At 48.8% G+C, this 18,204-nt stretch carries 11 protein-coding genes and 1 pseudogene; 5 read left to right on the top strand and 7 right to left on the bottom strand.

From position 1 onward, the window contains the following. Nucleotides 1-690 precede the first annotated feature (690 nt). Both QT397_17720 and QT397_17715 read left to right on the top strand, forming a co-directional pair. Nucleotides 691-1,392: a YopT-type cysteine protease domain-containing protein gene (locus QT397_17720; protein ID WNZ54714.1), complete on the top strand. Its 702-nt coding sequence runs from the start codon at nt 691-693 to the stop codon at nt 1,390-1,392. Nucleotides 1,393-2,035: 643 nt separating this feature from the next. Continuing rightward, nucleotides 2,036-3,619, top strand: a complete 1,584-nt coding sequence (locus QT397_17715) for an alpha/beta fold hydrolase (protein ID WNZ54713.1) — start codon at nt 2,036-2,038, stop codon at nt 3,617-3,619. A gap of 99 nt (nt 3,620-3,718) precedes the next feature. On the opposite strand, the gene QT397_17710 is transcribed toward QT397_17715, so the two are convergent. Continuing rightward, nucleotides 3,719-4,054 carry a hypothetical protein gene (locus tag QT397_17710; protein WNZ54712.1) on the bottom strand — a complete coding sequence of 112 codons (336 nt, stop codon included), beginning with the start codon at nt 4,052-4,054 and terminating at the stop codon, nt 3,719-3,721. 1,047 nt (nt 4,055-5,101) lie between these two features. On the opposite strand from QT397_17710, the gene QT397_17705 reads away from it, so the two are divergent. Continuing rightward, nucleotides 5,102-6,028 (top strand): AraC family transcriptional regulator, encoded by a 927-nt coding sequence (locus QT397_17705; GenBank protein ID WNZ54711.1) that lies wholly within the window; start codon nt 5,102-5,104, stop codon nt 6,026-6,028. A 130-nt stretch (nt 6,029-6,158) separates the two neighbouring features. Continuing rightward, a complete protein-coding gene (locus QT397_17700) occupies nt 6,159-6,608 on the top strand; it encodes an effector binding domain-containing protein (GenBank protein ID WNZ54710.1) in 450 nt (149 codons plus the stop codon). Nucleotides 6,609-6,907: 299 nt separating this feature from the next. On the opposite strand, the gene QT397_17695 is transcribed toward QT397_17700, so the two are convergent. Further along, nucleotides 6,908-8,875 (bottom strand): DUF3604 domain-containing protein, encoded by a 1,968-nt coding sequence (locus QT397_17695; protein ID WNZ54709.1) that lies wholly within the window; start codon nt 8,873-8,875, stop codon nt 6,908-6,910. 282 nt (nt 8,876-9,157) lie between these two features. Here QT397_17695 and QT397_17690 point away from each other — a divergent pair, with 282 nt between their 5' ends. Further along, nucleotides 9,158-10,837 (top strand): NAD-dependent malic enzyme, encoded by a 1,680-nt coding sequence (locus QT397_17690; protein ID WNZ54708.1) that lies wholly within the window; start codon nt 9,158-9,160, stop codon nt 10,835-10,837. Between the two features lie 44 nt (nt 10,838-10,881). Here QT397_17690 and QT397_17685 read toward each other — a convergent pair whose 3' ends face one another. The 5 genes and pseudogenes from QT397_17685 to QT397_17665 form a co-directional block, all read right to left on the bottom strand. Further along, a complete protein-coding gene (locus QT397_17685) occupies nt 10,882-12,186 on the bottom strand; it encodes a patatin-like phospholipase family protein (protein ID WNZ54707.1) in 1,305 nt (434 codons plus the stop codon). A 48-nt stretch (nt 12,187-12,234) separates the two neighbouring features. Continuing rightward, nucleotides 12,235-13,028, bottom strand: a pseudogene (locus tag QT397_17680) (SprT family zinc-dependent metalloprotease). Between the two features lie 7 nt (nt 13,029-13,035). Beyond that, on the bottom strand, nt 13,036-13,200 hold the full coding sequence (locus tag QT397_17675) for a hypothetical protein (protein WNZ54706.1): 165 nt from the start codon (nt 13,198-13,200) through the stop codon (nt 13,036-13,038). A 71-nt stretch (nt 13,201-13,271) separates the two neighbouring features. Next, a complete protein-coding gene (locus QT397_17670; GenBank protein ID WNZ54705.1) occupies nt 13,272-16,265 on the bottom strand; it encodes a type I restriction endonuclease subunit R in 2,994 nt (997 codons plus the stop codon). A 129-nt stretch (nt 16,266-16,394) separates the two neighbouring features. After that, a complete protein-coding gene (locus QT397_17665; protein WNZ54704.1) occupies nt 16,395-18,191 on the bottom strand; it encodes an anti-phage dCTP deaminase in 1,797 nt (598 codons plus the stop codon). Nucleotides 18,192-18,204: the final 13 nt, after the last annotated feature.

The raw sequence follows: 18,204 nt of genomic DNA, 5'->3' as shown, positions 1-18,204 counted from the left end.
GGAGCACAACAGTAGCAATATCCCTCCGAGACAAAAAAGAGCCACGATGTAGTGGCTCTTTAGCCTTTTTGATCCAAGTTCATTGATTCTTACTTCTGATCGTTTGTTTATGTCTCTTTTGAGTACGTTATGCGGTGTAGCGAAAGGTACGGATTGGTGCCTGTTTACCGAGGGTAATTAAATCAATGTGTTGATTTAAAATTAACTGGGTGTTTAGTCAAATTGCTGTACTGATAAGTATATTTAAAACCAGTCTCTATTCAGAGGCCCCTTAAGTAAACCGAAATACCTTGTTGCCTATAGTGAATTTTAAATAACAGTAATTATTTTGTGGTTGTTTTGCCTGATGGCGACATTGATCGCTTATCGTGGACTTGTAGTCTGTAAAAATATAGCATGTTGAAAACGTTATATTTTCGACCATTCAAACTAATATAGTCATTGCTAAGCTGCGTTTTAATTTTAAGGTTCTCTTAAAGGTGGGTGATACCTCAGTGTTTTGTTTGTCACTTTCTTGTGATGAGTTGATCGGTTGAGGTGCATTCTTTGAATTTTGTCGTGGTTTTTAAAGGAAATGTTCGGGTGATATTTTTTCTAATAATAATTAATCACTAAATTTGCACATTGCTTGCATAAAGCCCGGATAATATAAATAAAGCCGAATATTCGGTTGTGATGTGAGGATAAAAAATGCCAAGTTTACTGAATAGTGATGCAAGTGCGTCCAATTACGGTGGGCAGTTAACCTGGAAGTTCAGTCAGGGAAGCTATTCAAAAATTACCAAAAAGCATCCGCATACCAAGGGTGGGATTTGTGAGGCTCTGTCAGTTAGCTGGGTCAGTAAAGCCCTTCAGTCGGGGCTTCAGGATGCGTTAACTACCGGTGGCAGTATTGATGATACAAAAATAGCCGTGGTCGCTCAGAGATTTGCCTCTATGTATCGATTTAAGTTTGCAAATGGAACTGAGGGTAGGCCTAGCACATCTTTTGAGATGATTAAGGAGACTAAACAATATTTGGAATCTCAGGGGTTTCGCAATATTGGGCAGGCGGGTAGCGGTATTGCACAGAAGAAGAAAAGTCCTTCGTTGAAAGATCAGTTTGCTGCGTCTTTTGATGCTCTTGAATCCAAAGATTGCTTCAAGCAGCAGTCTAATACCATCCACTGTATGTTGAGAACTGCAGGTACTGGGTGGGGGCATGCGATGGCATTTCGCATTGAGCCATCTGCGGATAAGGTAAGCTACTTTTTTGACCCCAATAAGGGTGAGTTTAAGTTTCTGAAATATGCACAATTTAGAAAGTGGTATGAGCATTATCACAGTGATTCTAGATTGTATAGAACTTCAAGGGCTCTGGGATTTGATATCTTTGTGCACAGTGACAGATAGTTGAGACTTGTAAGGTAGCGCTTGCGTATTTGCAAAGTGTTTTAGGTAGTTGGGCGGGGTGTTCACAGGTTGTAAGCCTGGCGAAGTCGCTCTCCCTTCTACTTTTGGCTCATACGATTCTTTATTGATAACCCTTCCGTAAGTTTGTTTTAGTATGAGTTTCTAAGGGCCTTTTGTGAGTCAAAGCTCCAAATATTGGCCTAGGCTATAAGGCCCATACTGACATGGTTTTGATTTTGAAAATGGGTTTTTAACTCCTTTCCGATACGGTTGTCCGGCTCCTCAATATGTTTGCTCTACTTCTTGTAGATGCCCATTATATATTGGGGGATCTAGCCCTTCACTGGGGTCCATTTGGGGCATTTTCAGAATCTCCTGATAAGACTATCGAGCCAGACTAATTCTTCGATTCCACTCTAACCCCTAAAGAAGCCCAATGGAGTGTGCTTTCTTGGCCAGATTTAAGCTTCACTGCGCCGTTGGTATTCTCATTGCTGTCTATCTTGGAATAAGCGTTTTTGGCAGAGGGTTTCACATCTTTCGCGAACGGTGTTTACAGCTAACAATTATCCTTGAGAAAATCACCGGCGCCTTTCTCTGAGAAATGCTAGTACCTTACATTTCAGGGGTTAATAACTTATCAATGGGAATCTCAATCCAAATGCTGGGCGACCTGCTGGTCTCCCGAGATGGCAGCCCAGTTAATCTACCACCTTCAAGAAAAACTCGAGCACTTTTGGCTTTCTTACTGTTGGCTGCGAGACCTCACAGGAGAGATCGCTTATGTGAGATATTTTGGGAGCTGCCCGATGATCCGCGTGCCTCCCTGCGCTGGTCTTTGAGTAAAATTCGATCCATTGTCAACGACCCAGAAATAGAGCGCCTCATTGCTGATAGAGAGCGTGTCAGCTTGGATACGGAAGGCATTTGTATTGATGTTGCCGAAATAGCACTTAAGCTTGATTCCCCCGGCGTTTTGGCAGCAGAGCTGGAAGATATCCATCGACAGCTGCAGGAGCCTTTCCTGGATGGGATCGATCTGCCCGATCAAGAGCTATTTCAACGGTGGTTGCTGTCTGAACGTCAAGAGATTGTTCAATTGCAAGGGAGGGTGCTGTCCCGCTTGTCCTCTCACCCGGGCGTTCCTATACCGGACCAGTTAACTTGGGCCCGCAGCTGGGTGGCATTGGAGCCCTTTAACCCAAACGCTGCAACGCAGTTACTTCATTTGTTGAGCTCATTGGGATTGAGTAGTGAAGTGGAGTTCGAACGGACAAGGCTTGCTGACCGATTCCGCAAAGCAGGCATTACATGGTCGCCCTGCAGGCTTGGTGAGTCGGTAGTTCAGAAATCCGGTGATGATTTAGCTACGGGGCGTAAACTGCTAACTCAACAGAAGGTTGAGTTTTGTACGGCCAGCGATGGTGTGCGTATTGCCTATGCCAAGATGGGAGAGGGGCTTCCTATAGTTAAAGCCGCAAACTGGTTGAGTCATTTAGAGCATGACTGGGACTCTCCGATATGGAGTCCATTGTTTCGGGAGCTTTCTGTCGACCACCAGTTTATTCGTTACGATGAGCGTGGGAATGGCCTGTCGGATTGGGAAGTTGAAAATATCTCTTTTGAGTCGTTTGTTACAGACCTTGAGACAGTTGTCGATGCCTGTGAAGTTGATAACTTTACTTTGCTAGGTATATCGCAAGGAGCGGCAGTATCTATTGAATATGCAGTAAGACACCCAGAGCGTGTTAGGCAGCTGATTTTGTTTGGGGGTTATCACGCAGGTTGGCGAATAGGTGCCAGTGAGGCCACGATAAAAGAGCGTGAAGCAGTAATGACCCTGACAGCGACGGGCTGGGGGCAGGATAACCCTGCTTATCGGCAGATTTTTTCCACGACATTTATGCCAAGCGCGAATGCCAGCGAATTAGAGTGGTTTAATGAGTTTCAGCGGCTGACTACTTCGCCGGAAAATGCTGTTCGCTTCCTATCGGTTTTTGGCAGTATTGATGTGCGGGACAAGCTCAAAGAGATTAATGTGCCCACTTTAGTGATCCATTCACTAGGGGACCAGCGTATTCCTGTTCAAACGGGCTGTGAAATTGCTTCTGCTATACCTGGCGCTCGATTTGTTGGTCTCAATAGCGACGGTCACTTACTCCTGGGGCGTGAGCCTGCCTCCAATGTATTTGTGGAGGAAGTTCGTCAATTTATATCAAAGCATTAATTGCCGATAGTGTGACCTATAAAAATAATATGAGGGAGGGCGGTTCTGCAGTGCAGCCACCCTGCTCAAAAACCAACAACTAAAGCTCTTAAGGGTTGGCTATAGGTAAACAGCCAGTTCTTTAGCTGAAAGATAGCGAATAGATGCTTCTGGAAATTTTCGAATGATATCGAGGGCGGCAGAGCGGGCATCGGCCTCATCGGCATATATATTGGGGAGCTTAACATTGGAGGTTGTTCTACCAGATATATAGCGCATTACCACGATATATCGCCCTTTCCATTTGCCCCAAAAAACGTCATTAGGAGCGTTGTTGACTGAGGACTTTTCAGGGGCTGCTTCTTTCTCTTCCTGGGGCTTAAGCTCCAACTCCGCTTCTTGCTCCCACATAAGTTGGGCAAGCCGATTTAATTCTTTAGAGTAACTAGTTGACATAAATCTCAAAGGCTTAAGAGTTTATTGGTTTAGGGTGTTTTGCTGATTACTAATACTGGCAAATTAAAGAGTTAACAGAAAAGATCTTAATAAATACTAATCTATAATTGAAAAATAGAAGTTAAGTATGGGTATGACCTTATCCGCTTGCATAGTTTATATATAAAACTTCTCTCAATTTATCAATAAATATTCCACTTGGTTCCATGGCACCTATTTGGTGCAGAGTCCGTCATGACGAGCCGAGGGATATTGTTAAAAGCTATCTTCTCACATTTTAGAAAAAAATCATACCTGGTACAAATCAAATGTTTATTAAGTTTAAAGGTAGTTAAGTTAACAGCTGCATTACCCGGCAGTATCTTTGTGATTACCTAGCGGTTTTTGGGTGATTACACCAGAGTGAGGGGCTTAATCAGGCAAATTGTTTGGGTTTTCCATAATTTACAAAGCCAGTAGATGGTTATGGGGCCTGTTTTAGATATCTTTTGCCAAATACCTGAGGTCTCTCATTACCACCGGGCTGCTAATGAATACTTAGGGTTTTTAAGTCAGTAATTTTCATATGGTGACACTATTTCTAATAGAATAGGCGATGCTTAAACCTCACAATCCCTCACTCTCAGAGACTCCTCTTGTTCCGTTTAAGGTAGTGTAAATAAATGTAAAGGGTGCATTGGGGTGTCTACTTGCTTTGTCGCGCATGAAGAATAATTGAATTTTGGAAGGGCCCGCTAAGTAGTGCAGGATTGTATGTTCCTGTTTATAGGTTAATTTATGAGACCTTCCCCTTATCCTGGCTAATAAAGTTGCCCTTCCTAAAGAGGTTGGCACTTTAGTCCTGCAAATAGTTTCGCTGTATCCGCCTTTCAAATGATTCTTCAAACGCTCAATTCAACGATTGTGGGTTTTAATGGCTGAACTCGAAAGCGGCTTTGTCTCCCCCTTGGTGACCACGCACCCCGTGCACGGATCTCTTGATGAGTGCTCCCTGAGCACAGTGGAAACAAAAGTGTCGTGATTGGAGCTTGGCTTCAGCTGAGTCAGGTGAAGCGTAAAGATACAGAAGAAGTAAATTTAGTGGTGAATTCCATGATTGCCCCTCGCCAAAAGGATTTGGACACTCACATAAGGCAAAATGTCTTATTTGAAAGTCAGTATTTAGGTGACTTGTTTCGGTTTCAAAAGATACTTGTTTCACCAAATGGAAATGTTTCAATTGGGTTTTTTTCAGATTTTAATCTGACAATGGTGATTTCAGGTGTTGCTGATATCAATAGTGATGCTTGCGAATTCCCTATGGCTTCGGGGGAGATCTGGCTATCGGGTGAAATGAGCCATGTTACAGTTGATAATTTGTCTGAGGGAGAAGACCTAATAATCATCTGTGCGAGTATCAGCCCGGCCATGCTGACACGATTTTATGAGCGACACTCTCGCGTACTGATTAAAGCAAAGAATGCCCTTGCATCCAGCGTGACAACGTTCCCCAAAAGTGGGCCTTTTGTTTTTCCAAAGTGCGATCTGACACGCTTTACCTTGGACTCACTGAGTGCATTTAGCAAGTTAAATGATGAGAGTTTGAATTATTTAAAGCTGGAAGAATTACTTCTCTTAAAGCTGAAGGGTGCTTGCGGTTGTCGCTTAGCTGACGAGCTGCTTCGGCAGGTTAATCCGGTGAACGAGCGTTTCCGCCGATTTATGGAGGAAAATGCTACTCAGCACTGGTCTGTAGCAAATTATGCTAAACAGATTGGGATGAGTCTCACATCATTCAAGAATAAGTTTGGCCAAGTCTTTAAAGCTGAGTCACCAAAGGCTTGGATTAACGAACGTAGGTTACAACATGCTGATATTCAGTTGAAGACTACCAATAAGCGTTTAGTCGATATAGCTCTGGAGAGCGGATTCTCAAGTCAATCTTATTTTACCCAGCTCTATAAATCGATGTATGGGTACCCCCTTCAGAGGTAAGGCAGAAATCTGTAAAGTCAGCTTGAAAAGGTACTTGTGATTTCTTGTGACCGTGTGCGCCTGGCCAGTTCCCGGAGAGCTGTTATAGTATTCGGCACTCTACGAATAACTAAATAATTGGTCCACAGAAATGGAAGTTAGAGAATTAGAAGGCCTGGAATTAGTGGGTTTTTATACCCGCACTAAGAACGCCAATGAGTCTGACCCGAAAACAGCAAAGATAACGCCAATGTGGGAACGCTTCGGCGCAGAGGCTGCCCCCAAATTAAGGGGCAACCCTAAGGTATTTGGTGTTTACTCCAACTACGAATCTGACCATACCGGCTTTTTTGATGTGTATGCATGTTCAGATATGTTGTCGAGGGATATGTCTGAGGATTTCAAGTCGATTCAAATACTGCCCGGCAAATACCTAATGTTTTCCGCCAAAGGGGAAATGCCTCAGGTCGCCATTGATTTGTGGGGCGAGGTTTGGAGTTATTTCGCTGTGGAGGATTGCCCCCATCAGCGAGCTTTCACCACAGATTTTGAGCGGTATGTGGATGGAAATGAGGTTCAGATAGCCATATCCATCAAGTAATTGAATCGCGTATATATACGGGCTATTTAAGGAGCCTCTGAATAACTCCGTAATGCCTCTGCGAGTCTTGAAGGCTGCAGATGTTAGGCGCAGCTCGCCGCGAATGGCCGTAGCCCTTTACAAGAGCTGCAACGCAGCAGGTGCGGCCTTCAAGGCCCGCCCTTCGGGGCTTGCAGAGCGATTCACACTCCGCGTTGCGACTTCTTGAAAGGTCTAGACATTCCTGCGAAGCCGCGCCTTGATTGTGAACCGCTCTGAAAGCCAGAGGTATCACGGAGTTATTCAGAGGCTCCTTAACTCTAGGGTGAATACCAAATTGGCGAGCTGAATGCTCGCCCCTGCTGGGTAAGGGGTACTTTTTCATCCATTTCAATACCGAAGCGTACCTTGTCAAATAGAGTCCATCGGGGTGTGGGTATCTCCAGGGCGCGCAGGTAGTAGACGGCTCTTTCCTTGGGGTTAAAGTCGGGATCTTTGAATACCGCGATTAGCTGAGGGGAGCCGATGGAGTTGGTGTATTCCGCCGTCTTCATATCCACAGTAGTCCCAACTGGGGATAGTTTTCCCTCGGTATCCAGCTTACGGCTTCCAGACCATTTCACATTAAAGATCTTTTCCCGGGTGAGTCCGCTGCTATCCAGCCAACCCTTGATGATTTGGATACGGTCCAGGTTGGCGCCCTCAGGGTCTTTCAGTGCTGCGATAAGGAATGTCGGTACCTGTCCCTCACTGGCTTGAGGTAGTTTCCCGCCCATTGGTACGCCTTTTTTATAGCCATTGGCGACCAGATCACCGTGAATATCCCCATCGTTATAGTCATAGCCTCCAAAGAAGCGAACTGATATCCGGGGGCCTGTGGTGGCGAAAGTCTCTTTGCGGTACATCGCATCCCATATTGCCTCCCGGGTATTCTCGTTGGCCCAGACTCCCGTAACGCCTGAGGCAGCTTGTTCCCAGCCGAAGTACTCTCCACCAACCCCCTTGAGCAGGGGAAACGCCCAGCGCTCCTTGTTGCTGGGTTCCAGGGTCTTGAACTTGCCAAAGAAGTTGTCCTGGTCCGGTGTCGAAAGCCCGGTATGGGTGTCGGTAGCTGCGTTTGCGCCTAGCACGAAAGGGTTGGTGCCCAGCTTCTCCTCCAGGCGAAGGCCAGACTTCAGTGCCTCCCTCCAGTACTCGTATTGCAGGGCACCGGGGGGCTTGGGCTTTAAGATCAGGTTGCCTCTATCCCACAGATCCCAGTTGGCAAATTCATCTTCCGGGGAGAGGGCAGGGTGGGACTCACTTTGTCCCTTTACCTGTACTAGCTCGTAAAGGGGTTCATAACGGGCGCGCATTTGTGCCCACTTCGGAGTGAGTTCGGAGCCATCAAACTGCCGCTCGATAAACATACGGCCATTAGACATATTGCCGTTGTGGGGGATGGCGAGCATTCGGCCACCGGTTTTGTCTTCGTAGGCTTTCATCCACTCCCAGAGTTTTACCGGGTTTTCGGTATCAAAGGTGGTTAGGGGGAGCAGGGTCTTAGTGCGGTCTGCGCCATCACGAAAAATAATATTGCGGTGCAGGTTGTCGCCACCATCGGCGTTAACTGTCCACTCAAAGGCGATAAAGGTAGAAAACTCTCCGGGTTTGTAATATTTCTCTGCGGCTTCAACGGTTTTTTCCCAGGCGGATTTCATCCATTTGGGGTCCATTACTTGCTCGGGCAGTTTGCCTTCTGATTGAAGCACGATGACTTCACTTTTTGCTTCATTGGTCGCTTCTTCACTGCCTGAAATTAATGCCTCGCGCCATTTTTTCAAGGTGGCATTGGACATCATTTCCGGATTGCCATCGACGATCTCGCTGATAACTCCCATACCGTCTGAATGATCGGTGATCATGAACCAGTCGTAAGGGCGGCTGAGCTTGGCTTTCAGTCCGCTGTTGGAGGTAACAGTTTCTCCCAGGGCAAATCGATAGGCGTCATCTGGAGTAAGAATTGCGCCATCCAACCCCGCATCTACCGACCAGCCAGTATGGACATGTGTATCGCCAAAATAGACATTGCGAGCGATGCGTTTATTGCTGTCCCGTTGGGCTTCCAGCTCCGCTTCTATCTCCGGTGCCATCGCCGTGAGCGGCCGTTGTTTTTCTGGAGTGGCGTCCTCTGTCTGTCGGGCGTTTGAATTTGTATTTTTATCTCCGTCGGGCTTTTTACTGCAACTATAAAGGCTGAGTACAAGAATAAAGAGGAGCAGGGTTAATCCAGCTTTGCTCTTGTGCATCGATGGCGGCTCCATTTCCTGAATGTGTCGGATCGCTTTTTAACTTAAAAGAATTCGTTGCGAAGAGAAGATAAATTACAGCTAGCATAGTTGAGCGACTCTGTTTATTCGCGAATTGGGCCACACCGGGGGCCTTGTTATCTATCGGCACAATAGATAGTCTTCGGCTCAAGTTGAGTTAGCACATTTATGCAACTTCAAGAACATGGTTGGCTAATTCAGTCATATTGAAATATGGCTACGCAATAATCATCGCTTCGGGCGATAGGCAAAAGCAGGCATATGAGTAACAACGAAAAGCGTCCACTTTACATCCCCCACGCAGGCCCCTCCCTACTGGAAATACCACTGCTCAATAAAGGCAGCGCATTTAGCTTGGAAGAGCGTCTCGAGTTTAATTTGGTCGGTCTTCTGCCGAATACCGTTGAGACGATTGAAGAGCAAGCCAAGCGCGCTTACCTCCAATTCCAGCAGTGTAAGACTGGCTTGGAAAAACATATCTACCTGAGGGGAATCCAGGACGACAACGAGACGTTGTTCTTCTATCTGATCGAACATCATACGGAAGAGATGCTGCCGATTATCTACACCCCCACTGTAGGTGCAGCTTGTGAAGAGTTTTCCAGTATTTATCGCAACCACCGGGGATTATTTGTCTCCTATCCGGACCGGGAATATATCGACGATATTCTGCGCAGCGCCACTAAAGAGAACGTCAAAGTTATTGTGGTGACGGATGGCGAACGGATACTTGGGTTGGGTGACCAGGGTATCGGCGGCATGGGTATCCCTATTGGCAAGCTCTCCCTGTATACCGCCTGTGGCGGTATCAGCCCGGCTTATACCTTGCCTGTCACCTTGGATGTTGGCACCAATAACCGCACTTTGCTGAATGATCCCATGTATATGGGGTGGCGCCATGAGCGGATTTCCCAGGAAGAGTACGATGAATTCCTGGAGCAATTTATTGAAGCGGTAAAACGTCGCTGGCCCAAGGTATTGGTTCAGTTTGAGGATTTTGCCCAAACCAATGCCACGCCGTTGTTAGAGCGCTATCGCGATCGCCTGTGCTGTTTTAATGATGATATCCAGGGCACGGCTTCTGTAGCACTGGGTACTATCCTGGCTGCCTGTAAGACCTGGCAAGAAACCCTCGCCGCGCAGAAGGTGACGATAGTGGGTGCCGGCTCAGCAGGGTGTGGTATTGCCGAGCAAATCATCAGTGCAAAAGTGCAGGCCGGTCTATCCGATGCCGAGGCTCGCGAACAGATCTTTATGTTCGATCGCTACGGGCTTGTGACTTCCGATATGAAAGGCCTACACGACTTCCAAGCAGCTCTGGCCCAGGACCCGAGCAAGTACGATGGAGTGTCCAGCTGGAACCTTGAGACATTGATCGGCAATGTTGAGCCCAGCATCCTGATTGGTGTGTCGGGGCAGGGTGGCCTGTTTACCCAGCCAGTAATCGAAGCATTACATAAGGGGCACCGCCGTCCTTTGGTGATGCCGCTGTCAAACCCCACTTCCCGTGCTGAAGCGACTCCAACTGAGATATTCAGCTGGACCAAGGGCGAAGCTTTGGTGGCTACTGGCAGTCCCTTTGCAGCGGTAGAAATCGATGGCCATCACTATGCGGTAGCGCAGTGTAACAATGTCTATATATTCCCGGGTATTGGCCTCGGCGTGATTGCTTCCGGTGCATCCAAAGTGACTGACAGTATGTTGATGGCAGCATCCAACGCCCTGGCAGAGCAGGCGCCGGTGGTGAAAGATGGCGAGGGTGCCTTATTGCCACACCTGAATGATATTCGCGATGTGAGCATGCATATTGCCAGGGCAGTGGCTGCCCAAGCGCAATTGGATGGCGTTGCGCCCAAGGTGAGCCGCGAGCATTTAGAGCGTCTGCTAGAGCGTAACTTCTGGCGTGCAGATTACCGCTCTTACCGTCGTCGCTCTTTCTAAATGAGAGTACTGGGCCCGCTGCGACTATCGCATCGGGCCTGTACTTAAGCCAGCTTTTCCCCGGTATAGAAGGAGTCCGGCTGGCGCAATACCAAGTAATCCTCCCAGTGGAATCCCTGATTCAAAAACTCAATTGCTGCATTGACGCCAGATAGGAACAGGTGTTCGCAGTGGTGGTCCGGCATAGAAAAATCCAGCCAGTGCGGGTTTTCTCCGGTATCGGTAGGGTTAATGGGGATTTCTTTTACCAGTGCATGGTATTCCGCGTTCAAGCTCGCACGCACATGGTTGTCGAGCATATTGCGACAAGTGCTGATCAGCCCCATCGCAAACCTTCCTACCTTATCTGATTTTGGCTGGTACAGATCCACTTCCAACTTGATCCCAAAGGTTGGCAATTTGGGGGTGCCTATGGGTTTATGGAAGATATCGAAAGGGAAGTTGGAGACAAGGCCGCCGTCAACAAATTCAATATCTTTGGGAAAGCCAGCGCGGAAAAAACGTTTGGGATCACCGATGCCTTTAATGCTGCGCCAATTCTCAGCGACAGTATTGCACTCATTCAACTGGGGGATGCCCTTTACGGTGTAGGGCTTAAAGAAGCCGGGTACCGACATGGAGGCACGCACAAACTCTGCGGGGTTTACTGCGCTCGGATTATCGAAGTAGAGCGGCGCCTTGGCTGGAAATACCGCGCGGGTCTCTGTAGTGATATCCGCTGCCACCAGGGCAACCTCGCCGCTACCTATCAAGTGATCTGGTGTGCCGCGGTAGAGGAGCTGTGGGAACTGGTTAATTCTCTGGTTGAGCTGTGCGGTGTTGGTAATGCCCAGCTGTTTCAACTCCGTTTGTAACCACTGGGTAAAGGTATCTCCCGGATTTAGCCCCTTATGTCTGAGCAGGTGCCGCAAGGTGCGGATAGAATCGAAGGGGTGCAATGCCAAACTACTCATCAAGCCTTTGCCCTTGAGCAGCCGCTGTACCGTTTTGCGCGCATAGCGCTCGCCATCTTCAAAACTGGCAAAGTCCGCATTGGCCAGGATACCCAAGAGCTTTTCGCTCTTGCCAGTGCTCGGTGTACCGGCCGCTGCCAAGAAGAGTGCATTGATGGCACCCGCTGAGGTTCCTGCAATTTTGCGAAACCGAATTCCCGCCTTTTCCAAAATGTAGGTATATCCCACCAGGGCGATCCCCAGCATACCGCCACCTTCCATCACGATATCGACATACTGAAGGCCCTGGTTGTCCTGTACATCACTGAATACTTTTCCTTCAATGGTGGACTTGGATGCCTGCCAGTGTGCATCCGCTTTTGCGATGGCGTTTTCAACCCAGGGTGATTTTTGCATGTCGGCTTTCCGTACTGTGACAGCGATCTACAAGAGAATTTAGACAATTTATCCGCTTGTAGGTGAAAAAGGCAGGGTATCATCCAGAATCAAATTCGCCATAGCATCCAGTTTGTTTTTCGTGCCTTCCCACCTGGGCATCACTTGATTCATTAAACGGTAAAATCGTTCGCTGTGGTTGTGTTCGGCGATATGGCAGAGCTCGTGCAAAATGACATAGTCGATGCACTGGCGCGGTGCTTTTACCAGGTGGGGATTGAGGGTAATACGTCCCTGGGGGAGCAGCTGCCCCACTGGGTTTTCATACTGAGGATACGCAGGGGCGGGCGCCCGGAAACCCAAAGGGTCTGCTCAAGCAGTGTATCCAGGCGGCGGTAAAAAATTTCTTTAGCGCGCGCCTTGTACCATTCGGCCAAAAGCAGGCGCACTCTTTCGGGATCTTTTTTCCGCACAGATACTTCCAGCTTGCCGCGCAGTAATTTCACCTGTTGTTGGGTGTCTTCAGATTCAATGACTTTCAGCAGATATTGCTTGCCCAGGTAGTAGTGGCTCTCGCCGCTGATATATTGCCGTGGCGTTATATATTCCAGCGCTTTGCGGAAATCCCGCAGCTGCTGGTAAATCCAGCGCCCGCGTTTTTTTACCGCCTTTAATACTGCATCGTTATCGATAGGTTCCGGTGCGCTGACCACCACACGGCAGTCTGGGTGTACTTTGATCAGCACTCGCCCACTGGCCTGGGGGCGGGGTTGGCATTCAAACGTGATGCGTTCATCCCCATAGGCAAAGCTCAATTGCCGGAAGTTGGGGTTATTTTTTTGGGAAAAAATAGGCACATTCATGCCGAGGTTAGTCTCCGCTTAAACCAACGCGGGTGATCTGTAGGATCATCTCCACCATTTTCTTGGCCTGCACCATACCACTGCCGATGGATTTACACTCCAGAAATAATTTGGGCATCAGTTTTTTATGGATATCCTTCTCAATATTTTGCGGGCTGATGGAGTGTTCCATTACGGACTGGGTAACAATCGTATCGATCTCGAAGGCCAGTTTGATCCACTTATCCTGTATCTGGCTATCGCCTACCGCGAAAACCTCCGGCAGGTTTTTTTGAATACACCAAAATAGGCCTGGGCGTGGCGATTATCGGCAAAGGCATTGGGTATTTCATCCAGGTTGCGGGCTTTTACCTGTGCTTCCAAAGCTTCGAACAGTAAGTACTGCTTGTGTGGGTGATCGAACAGTTTTTCCGCCTCCTCAATCGCTTGTAGCAGTAACTTGGAAAAGGCTTCCTGGGCGTAGGGATCGTCGCGCAACTCCTGTTCGATCATACGGGTGACGCGGGTTTTGATAATATCGGTTTCGTTGCGGGTTTTGTCCTCCCCCCAATCTTCAGGCCGCTCCGCCTTGCCCATTTTATTGACTTCGTATTTGCCTTCGGGCTGTAAGATTTCTACCCCCACCACATGCTTATCCAACAGGTTTTTAACCTGGGCCGCGTAGTGGTCGTAGTCCACAGACTTTTCGGTTTGCTGTAGCGCCCACTGGCGTAGTTTGGCGAACTCTTTAATTGTCTGTTTGTAGTGCTTGCGGTCACTATCGCTAAAGCTTTTATCTTCGAAGAAGGTGGCCGATTGCAAGGCTACTTTCAGGCAGGTGGTGAAGTCAGTGAGAGCTTCGTAGAAGTCCTCGCGCACTTTCCGGTTCACATCGACCAGCTCACCATTGCGCTGTTCAGTTTTTGGCACTATCACCTGGCGCAGTTGCTCGGTGTCCTGCTTGTTTTTTACGCCGGCGAAAATGCCCCAAAGGTTTTTATACAGCAGGGGCAGGCGCTTGTACTCGCTGCTCATGGGGCTATAGAGCCCGGCGATATCGTCGATGTCGTAACCGCCCTGGGTGCGCGCGGCCAGATTCTGGTATTTCTGCATGGTGGTATCCAGCTCTGCCAGGATGCCCCGGTAATCGATCAGCAGGCCGAATTTTTTATCCGGGTGCAGGCGGTTGACCCGCGCGATCGCCTGGATCAGGTTGTGTTCCTTGAGCGGTTTATCGATATACAGCACCGTATTTTTGGGCTCATCAAATCCGGTTAGCAGCTTGTCCACTACAATCAGCAGTTTCAGGGTATCGTCTTTATCGAAGCGCTCAATCACTCCCTGGGTGTAGTGTTGCTCATTTTGCGAGCCCACATTGTCCTTCCACCACTTCACCACCTCCGGCATGGAGGACTCATCCACCGCTTCGTTGCCCTCGCGGGTATCCGGTGCACTGATCACTACCGCCGACTCAAATTTCTGCGCCTCTGGCCAGTGCTGCTGGGCCTCATCCAGGTACTTTTTATATTGGATGGCGGCGGCCTTGCTATCGCAGGCCAGCTGGCCTTTTAAGCCCGCATCGATGTTTTTAACAAAGTGGGTGGCGATATCTGTGGCAATCAGTCGAATGCGGTCGTCGGCGGTGTAAATCTCCCCTTTGCGGGCAAACTTGCGTTTCAGATCTGCCTGCTGCTCCTCGCTTAACCCCACCGTAATGCGCTCAAACCAGCGGTCAATTGCGCGTTCGTTTACATTCAGGTCCGGGATACGCTCTTCGTACAGCAGTGGGGTTACGGTGCGATCCTCCACCGCCCGCTGCATGGTATAGGCATGGACTATGGGACCGAATTTATTGGTGGTTTTGTCGTCTTTCAGCAGGGGCGTGCCGGTAAAGGCCACAAAGGCGGCATTGGGCAGGGCCTGGCGCATACGGATATGGTTTTCGCCGCCCTGGCTGCGGTGGCCCTCGTCGATCAGCACAATTAGGTCGGTACTGTCGTTGCGACACTCCGGCAGGGCGGTGGCGCCAGTAAATTTCTGCACCAATGAAAAGATAATGCGCTCGTTGCCGCTGCCAATCTGCTCGGCCAAACGCTTGCCGGAAGTAGCCATGGCCGCTTCCTTGTCTTTCTTGCCTGCCAGTTCGCCGCCGCTGGCAAAGGTATTGCTGAGCTGGCGCTCCAGATCCACCCGGTCGGTGACAATAACCAGGCGGCTCTGTTTGAGGCTCGGCTGGAAGATCAGCGCCTTGCTTAAAAACACCATGGTGAAGGATTTGCCGGAGCCAGTGGTATGCCAGATTACGCCGCCCTCCCGCGCACCGTCATTGCCGCGTTGGGCAATGCGCTCCAACAGTCGTTTGATACCGAATACCTGCTGATAGCGGGCGACAATTTTGCCGGCCTTTTTATCGAACAGGGTGAAGTAACGGACCATCTCCAGCAGCCGCTGGGGCGATAGCAAGCTGATTAACAACCGATCCTGGCCGCCCAGGGCCAGCTCGCCGCCGGCGATCAGGGTCTGGTACCAGTCCAGGTCCGCCGGGGAGCGCTGTTTAAACAGGGTTTGGATTTGTTCGCTGGAAAGGGGGCGGTTTTTTATCGCAAGCATTGTCTCATCGGCGATATCCTCCTCGCGCCAGGCCGCCCAGAATTTTGCCGGTGTGTTACAGGTGCCGTAGCGGCCCTCGGCGCCGTTGACTGACAATAAAAGTTGGCTGTACGCGAACAGTTGTGGGATTTCATCGTGGCGCTGGTTGCGCAGACTCTGGGAAATGCCCTCGTCAATAGAGGGCCCTTTCTTGCCATCCGGGCGCTTGGCCTCGATCACTACCAGGGGAATACCGTTGACGAAACACACCATATCCGGGCGGCGGCTCTCTACGCCGCTGGCACGGGTTACGCTGAATTCCTCGGTAAAGGCAAAGTGATTGTTTTCGATGGTGTGCCAGTCGATCAGGGCAATCGTGGGGGTAGCTTTTTTGCCATCGACAAACTCGGTGACCGAAATGCCGTAGAGCAGGTGGTTGTACAGCTCTTCGTTGGCCGCAAGCGGTCCTTTGTTCAGCGCTGGGCTGCACACTATGCCAATCAGGTGGTCGATGGATTTTTGCGAGAGCGGCTGCTCTTTACCGGCGAAATGGAAGGTCCGTTTGCCCAGCTCCCGGCGCAGTATCTCCGTGAGCACTACCTGATCCTGGCGCCCACTACGGGCTTGGTTGGCCTCGGCGGGGGTAAAAACGACCAGCCCAGATTGCACAACAGGGCCAGGGCGGGGATCTTTGCGGAGTATTCTTCCTGAAACCTGGGGGGAGACTGCATCATCCAGTGACTCTCATATCTTTGCTAAAGCTTATTTCGTATTCAGTTAGTAATTCGGTTTGACGTTTTAAGTGTGATTATCCCAAATTGCCACAGCGGCCTTCTCTATTTCAACATAGGATTTCGGCACTAGTGGGGTACGAATCGGAGCAGACTTTTTGCTCCATTCGATGGTAGATCCCTCTTTATCTTTTCTACGCAGTTTAGAGCCGGCACCCAAATTCATAGAGAATAAATCGAGAAAGCGGCGAGGTCCGATACCAATAAATGGTTCAAAAGTGACAAGGTGATTTTCTTCACTCGACGCATCGAACTCCGACTTCAGTTGAATGGATTCCGAGTGGAAATCAAGGGCTCGGCTTTTGGGGTAGGGCTCCACATAAACTACTCGTTTCACACCACTTGCAACAATATGTTTTGCGCAATTGTGGCAAGGAAAAGTTGTGCAATAAAGTGTTGAGCCTATCGTTGAAATACCGGAGCGACTACAGGAAAGCAAGGCGTCCATCTCGGCATGTACCACTCGGCCAAATTCTGTTAAGTCAGAAATCTTACTGTCCTTCAGAATCTTTTCGAGGTCTTTTTGCCTCTCAGGATTCACCAGTTCCTGGTTAGCTAGTGCGTCAATGATGTCCCCGATGATTTCAGCCTGTGCTTTTTTATTGGAATCGCCGTCTCTTTTGTAGTCCTTCCCGTCCGGGTGATCATTAATTTCTCCTGTTTCTGGATCTTCTTTTGCCCAGTAGAGACCGCCTCCTGATTTTGGTGCATCATTGGCGCCGGTGGCGATAATCTGCTCTTCGCGACTGATCACGGCCCCGACCTGTCTGGACAAATCCCCAGAGCGCACAGAGCTGTTAAAAGCCATAAACATGGCAAACTCATCAAAAGTTGGGTTTTTATAGGGGTGGGAGAAAATAAGCTCAAGGAAACGTTGAAGCCTATTTTTTACCTGATCATTATTGTTGCCAAGGTTTAGGAAAAAATCGGCCAGGTGGTAGGTGTCCCTGGTTTTTTGGCCGTGGTCGATAGTCTCATTTTCATCAGTTTTAATAAGTTCTTCAGCCTGGGCCTGATTGCAACTCTTGTCTTCGGTCAGGTAGTTGCGGCGACGTTTTTCATCGGCATGAATGCCAATAAGGTAAAAACCATCTGCATAGATTTTCCTAAGAAGCTCTACTTCTCGTGGATGCTTGAGGGAATTGACAATATATGCCCGCTTTTGGTTTTCTGAGCAGCGATTGTTGGCTATTTCTTTGGCGACACCTGCCGCGAGTATGGCATTGTTGTTGGCCCGCTCTCTTAAAGCGTCCCCTGCCGATATAAAGTGCTGAATTCGCTCATACTCGTTATCTGCGCTGTCGGCCGGAGGCAAAATTGAAGAGACTCTGATTTCACTTACGTTATAGCCGAAACCTACTAAGCGGTCTTTCAGTGGATCTACAACACGCTTGGTTTCGGTTCCTACTGCGCTGACAACGCCAATTACTAACTCCCCCTCATTGATTCCAGATGTTAGGAAGCGGTATTCAAGGTCAGGCTGTGTACTGGTTTCTGTGTTATGGGGTGGGGCTGAGGAATCAGTCGTGGGTTCAAGTGTAAGCTCGGAAACAGTAGTTTCCTCTGTTTTAGGTTCTGGCTGTGCTTCATTAGGGTAGAGTAATATGGGTACTCTATTTTCGAGTTGGCTTTTATCAGCGCCTTTACCCTGGAATTGCAGAGTACCAGTGGTTACATACCAGTTGAGCAAGCCACGCCCGAGACGGAACACTTTTTTATTGGGTTGAGACTCATCCCACTCTCCCTCTAAAGTGGACAATTTTTGTTTTAGTTCTTCAAAAGATCCAGTGAATTTAGTACTCATTGATCGTCCTTGA

The organism is Microbulbifer sp. MKSA007 (genome assembly GCA_032615215.1).
In the GTDB taxonomy this organism is placed as follows: Bacteria; Pseudomonadota; Gammaproteobacteria; order Pseudomonadales; family Cellvibrionaceae; genus Microbulbifer.
Note: the sequence above shows the minus strand (reverse complement) of the source record. Positions and strands in the feature narration are given on the sequence as shown.

What these genes read in the sequence shown, in the direction of transcription:
- QT397_17695 (WNZ54709.1), bottom strand. Translation starts at nt 8,875, where the DNA reads ATGCACAAGAGCAAAGCTGGATTAACCCTGCTCCTCTTTATTCTTGTA.
- QT397_17665 (WNZ54704.1), bottom strand. Translation starts at nt 18,191, where the DNA reads ATGAGTACTAAATTCACTGGATCTTTTGAAGAACTAAAACAAAAATTG.
- QT397_17715 (WNZ54713.1), top strand. Translation starts at nt 2,036, where the DNA reads ATGGGAATCTCAATCCAAATGCTGGGCGACCTGCTGGTCTCCCGAGAT.
- QT397_17685 (WNZ54707.1), bottom strand. Translation starts at nt 12,186, where the DNA reads ATGCAAAAATCACCCTGGGTTGAAAACGCCATCGCAAAAGCGGATGCA.
- QT397_17710 (WNZ54712.1), bottom strand. Translation starts at nt 4,054, where the DNA reads ATGTCAACTAGTTACTCTAAAGAATTAAATCGGCTTGCCCAACTTATG.
- QT397_17700 (WNZ54710.1), top strand. Translation starts at nt 6,159, where the DNA reads ATGGAAGTTAGAGAATTAGAAGGCCTGGAATTAGTGGGTTTTTATACC.
- QT397_17720 (WNZ54714.1), top strand. Translation starts at nt 691, where the DNA reads ATGCCAAGTTTACTGAATAGTGATGCAAGTGCGTCCAATTACGGTGGG.
- QT397_17675 (WNZ54706.1), bottom strand. Translation starts at nt 13,200, where the DNA reads ATGGAACACTCCATCAGCCCGCAAAATATTGAGAAGGATATCCATAAA.
- QT397_17690 (WNZ54708.1), top strand. Translation starts at nt 9,158, where the DNA reads ATGAGTAACAACGAAAAGCGTCCACTTTACATCCCCCACGCAGGCCCC.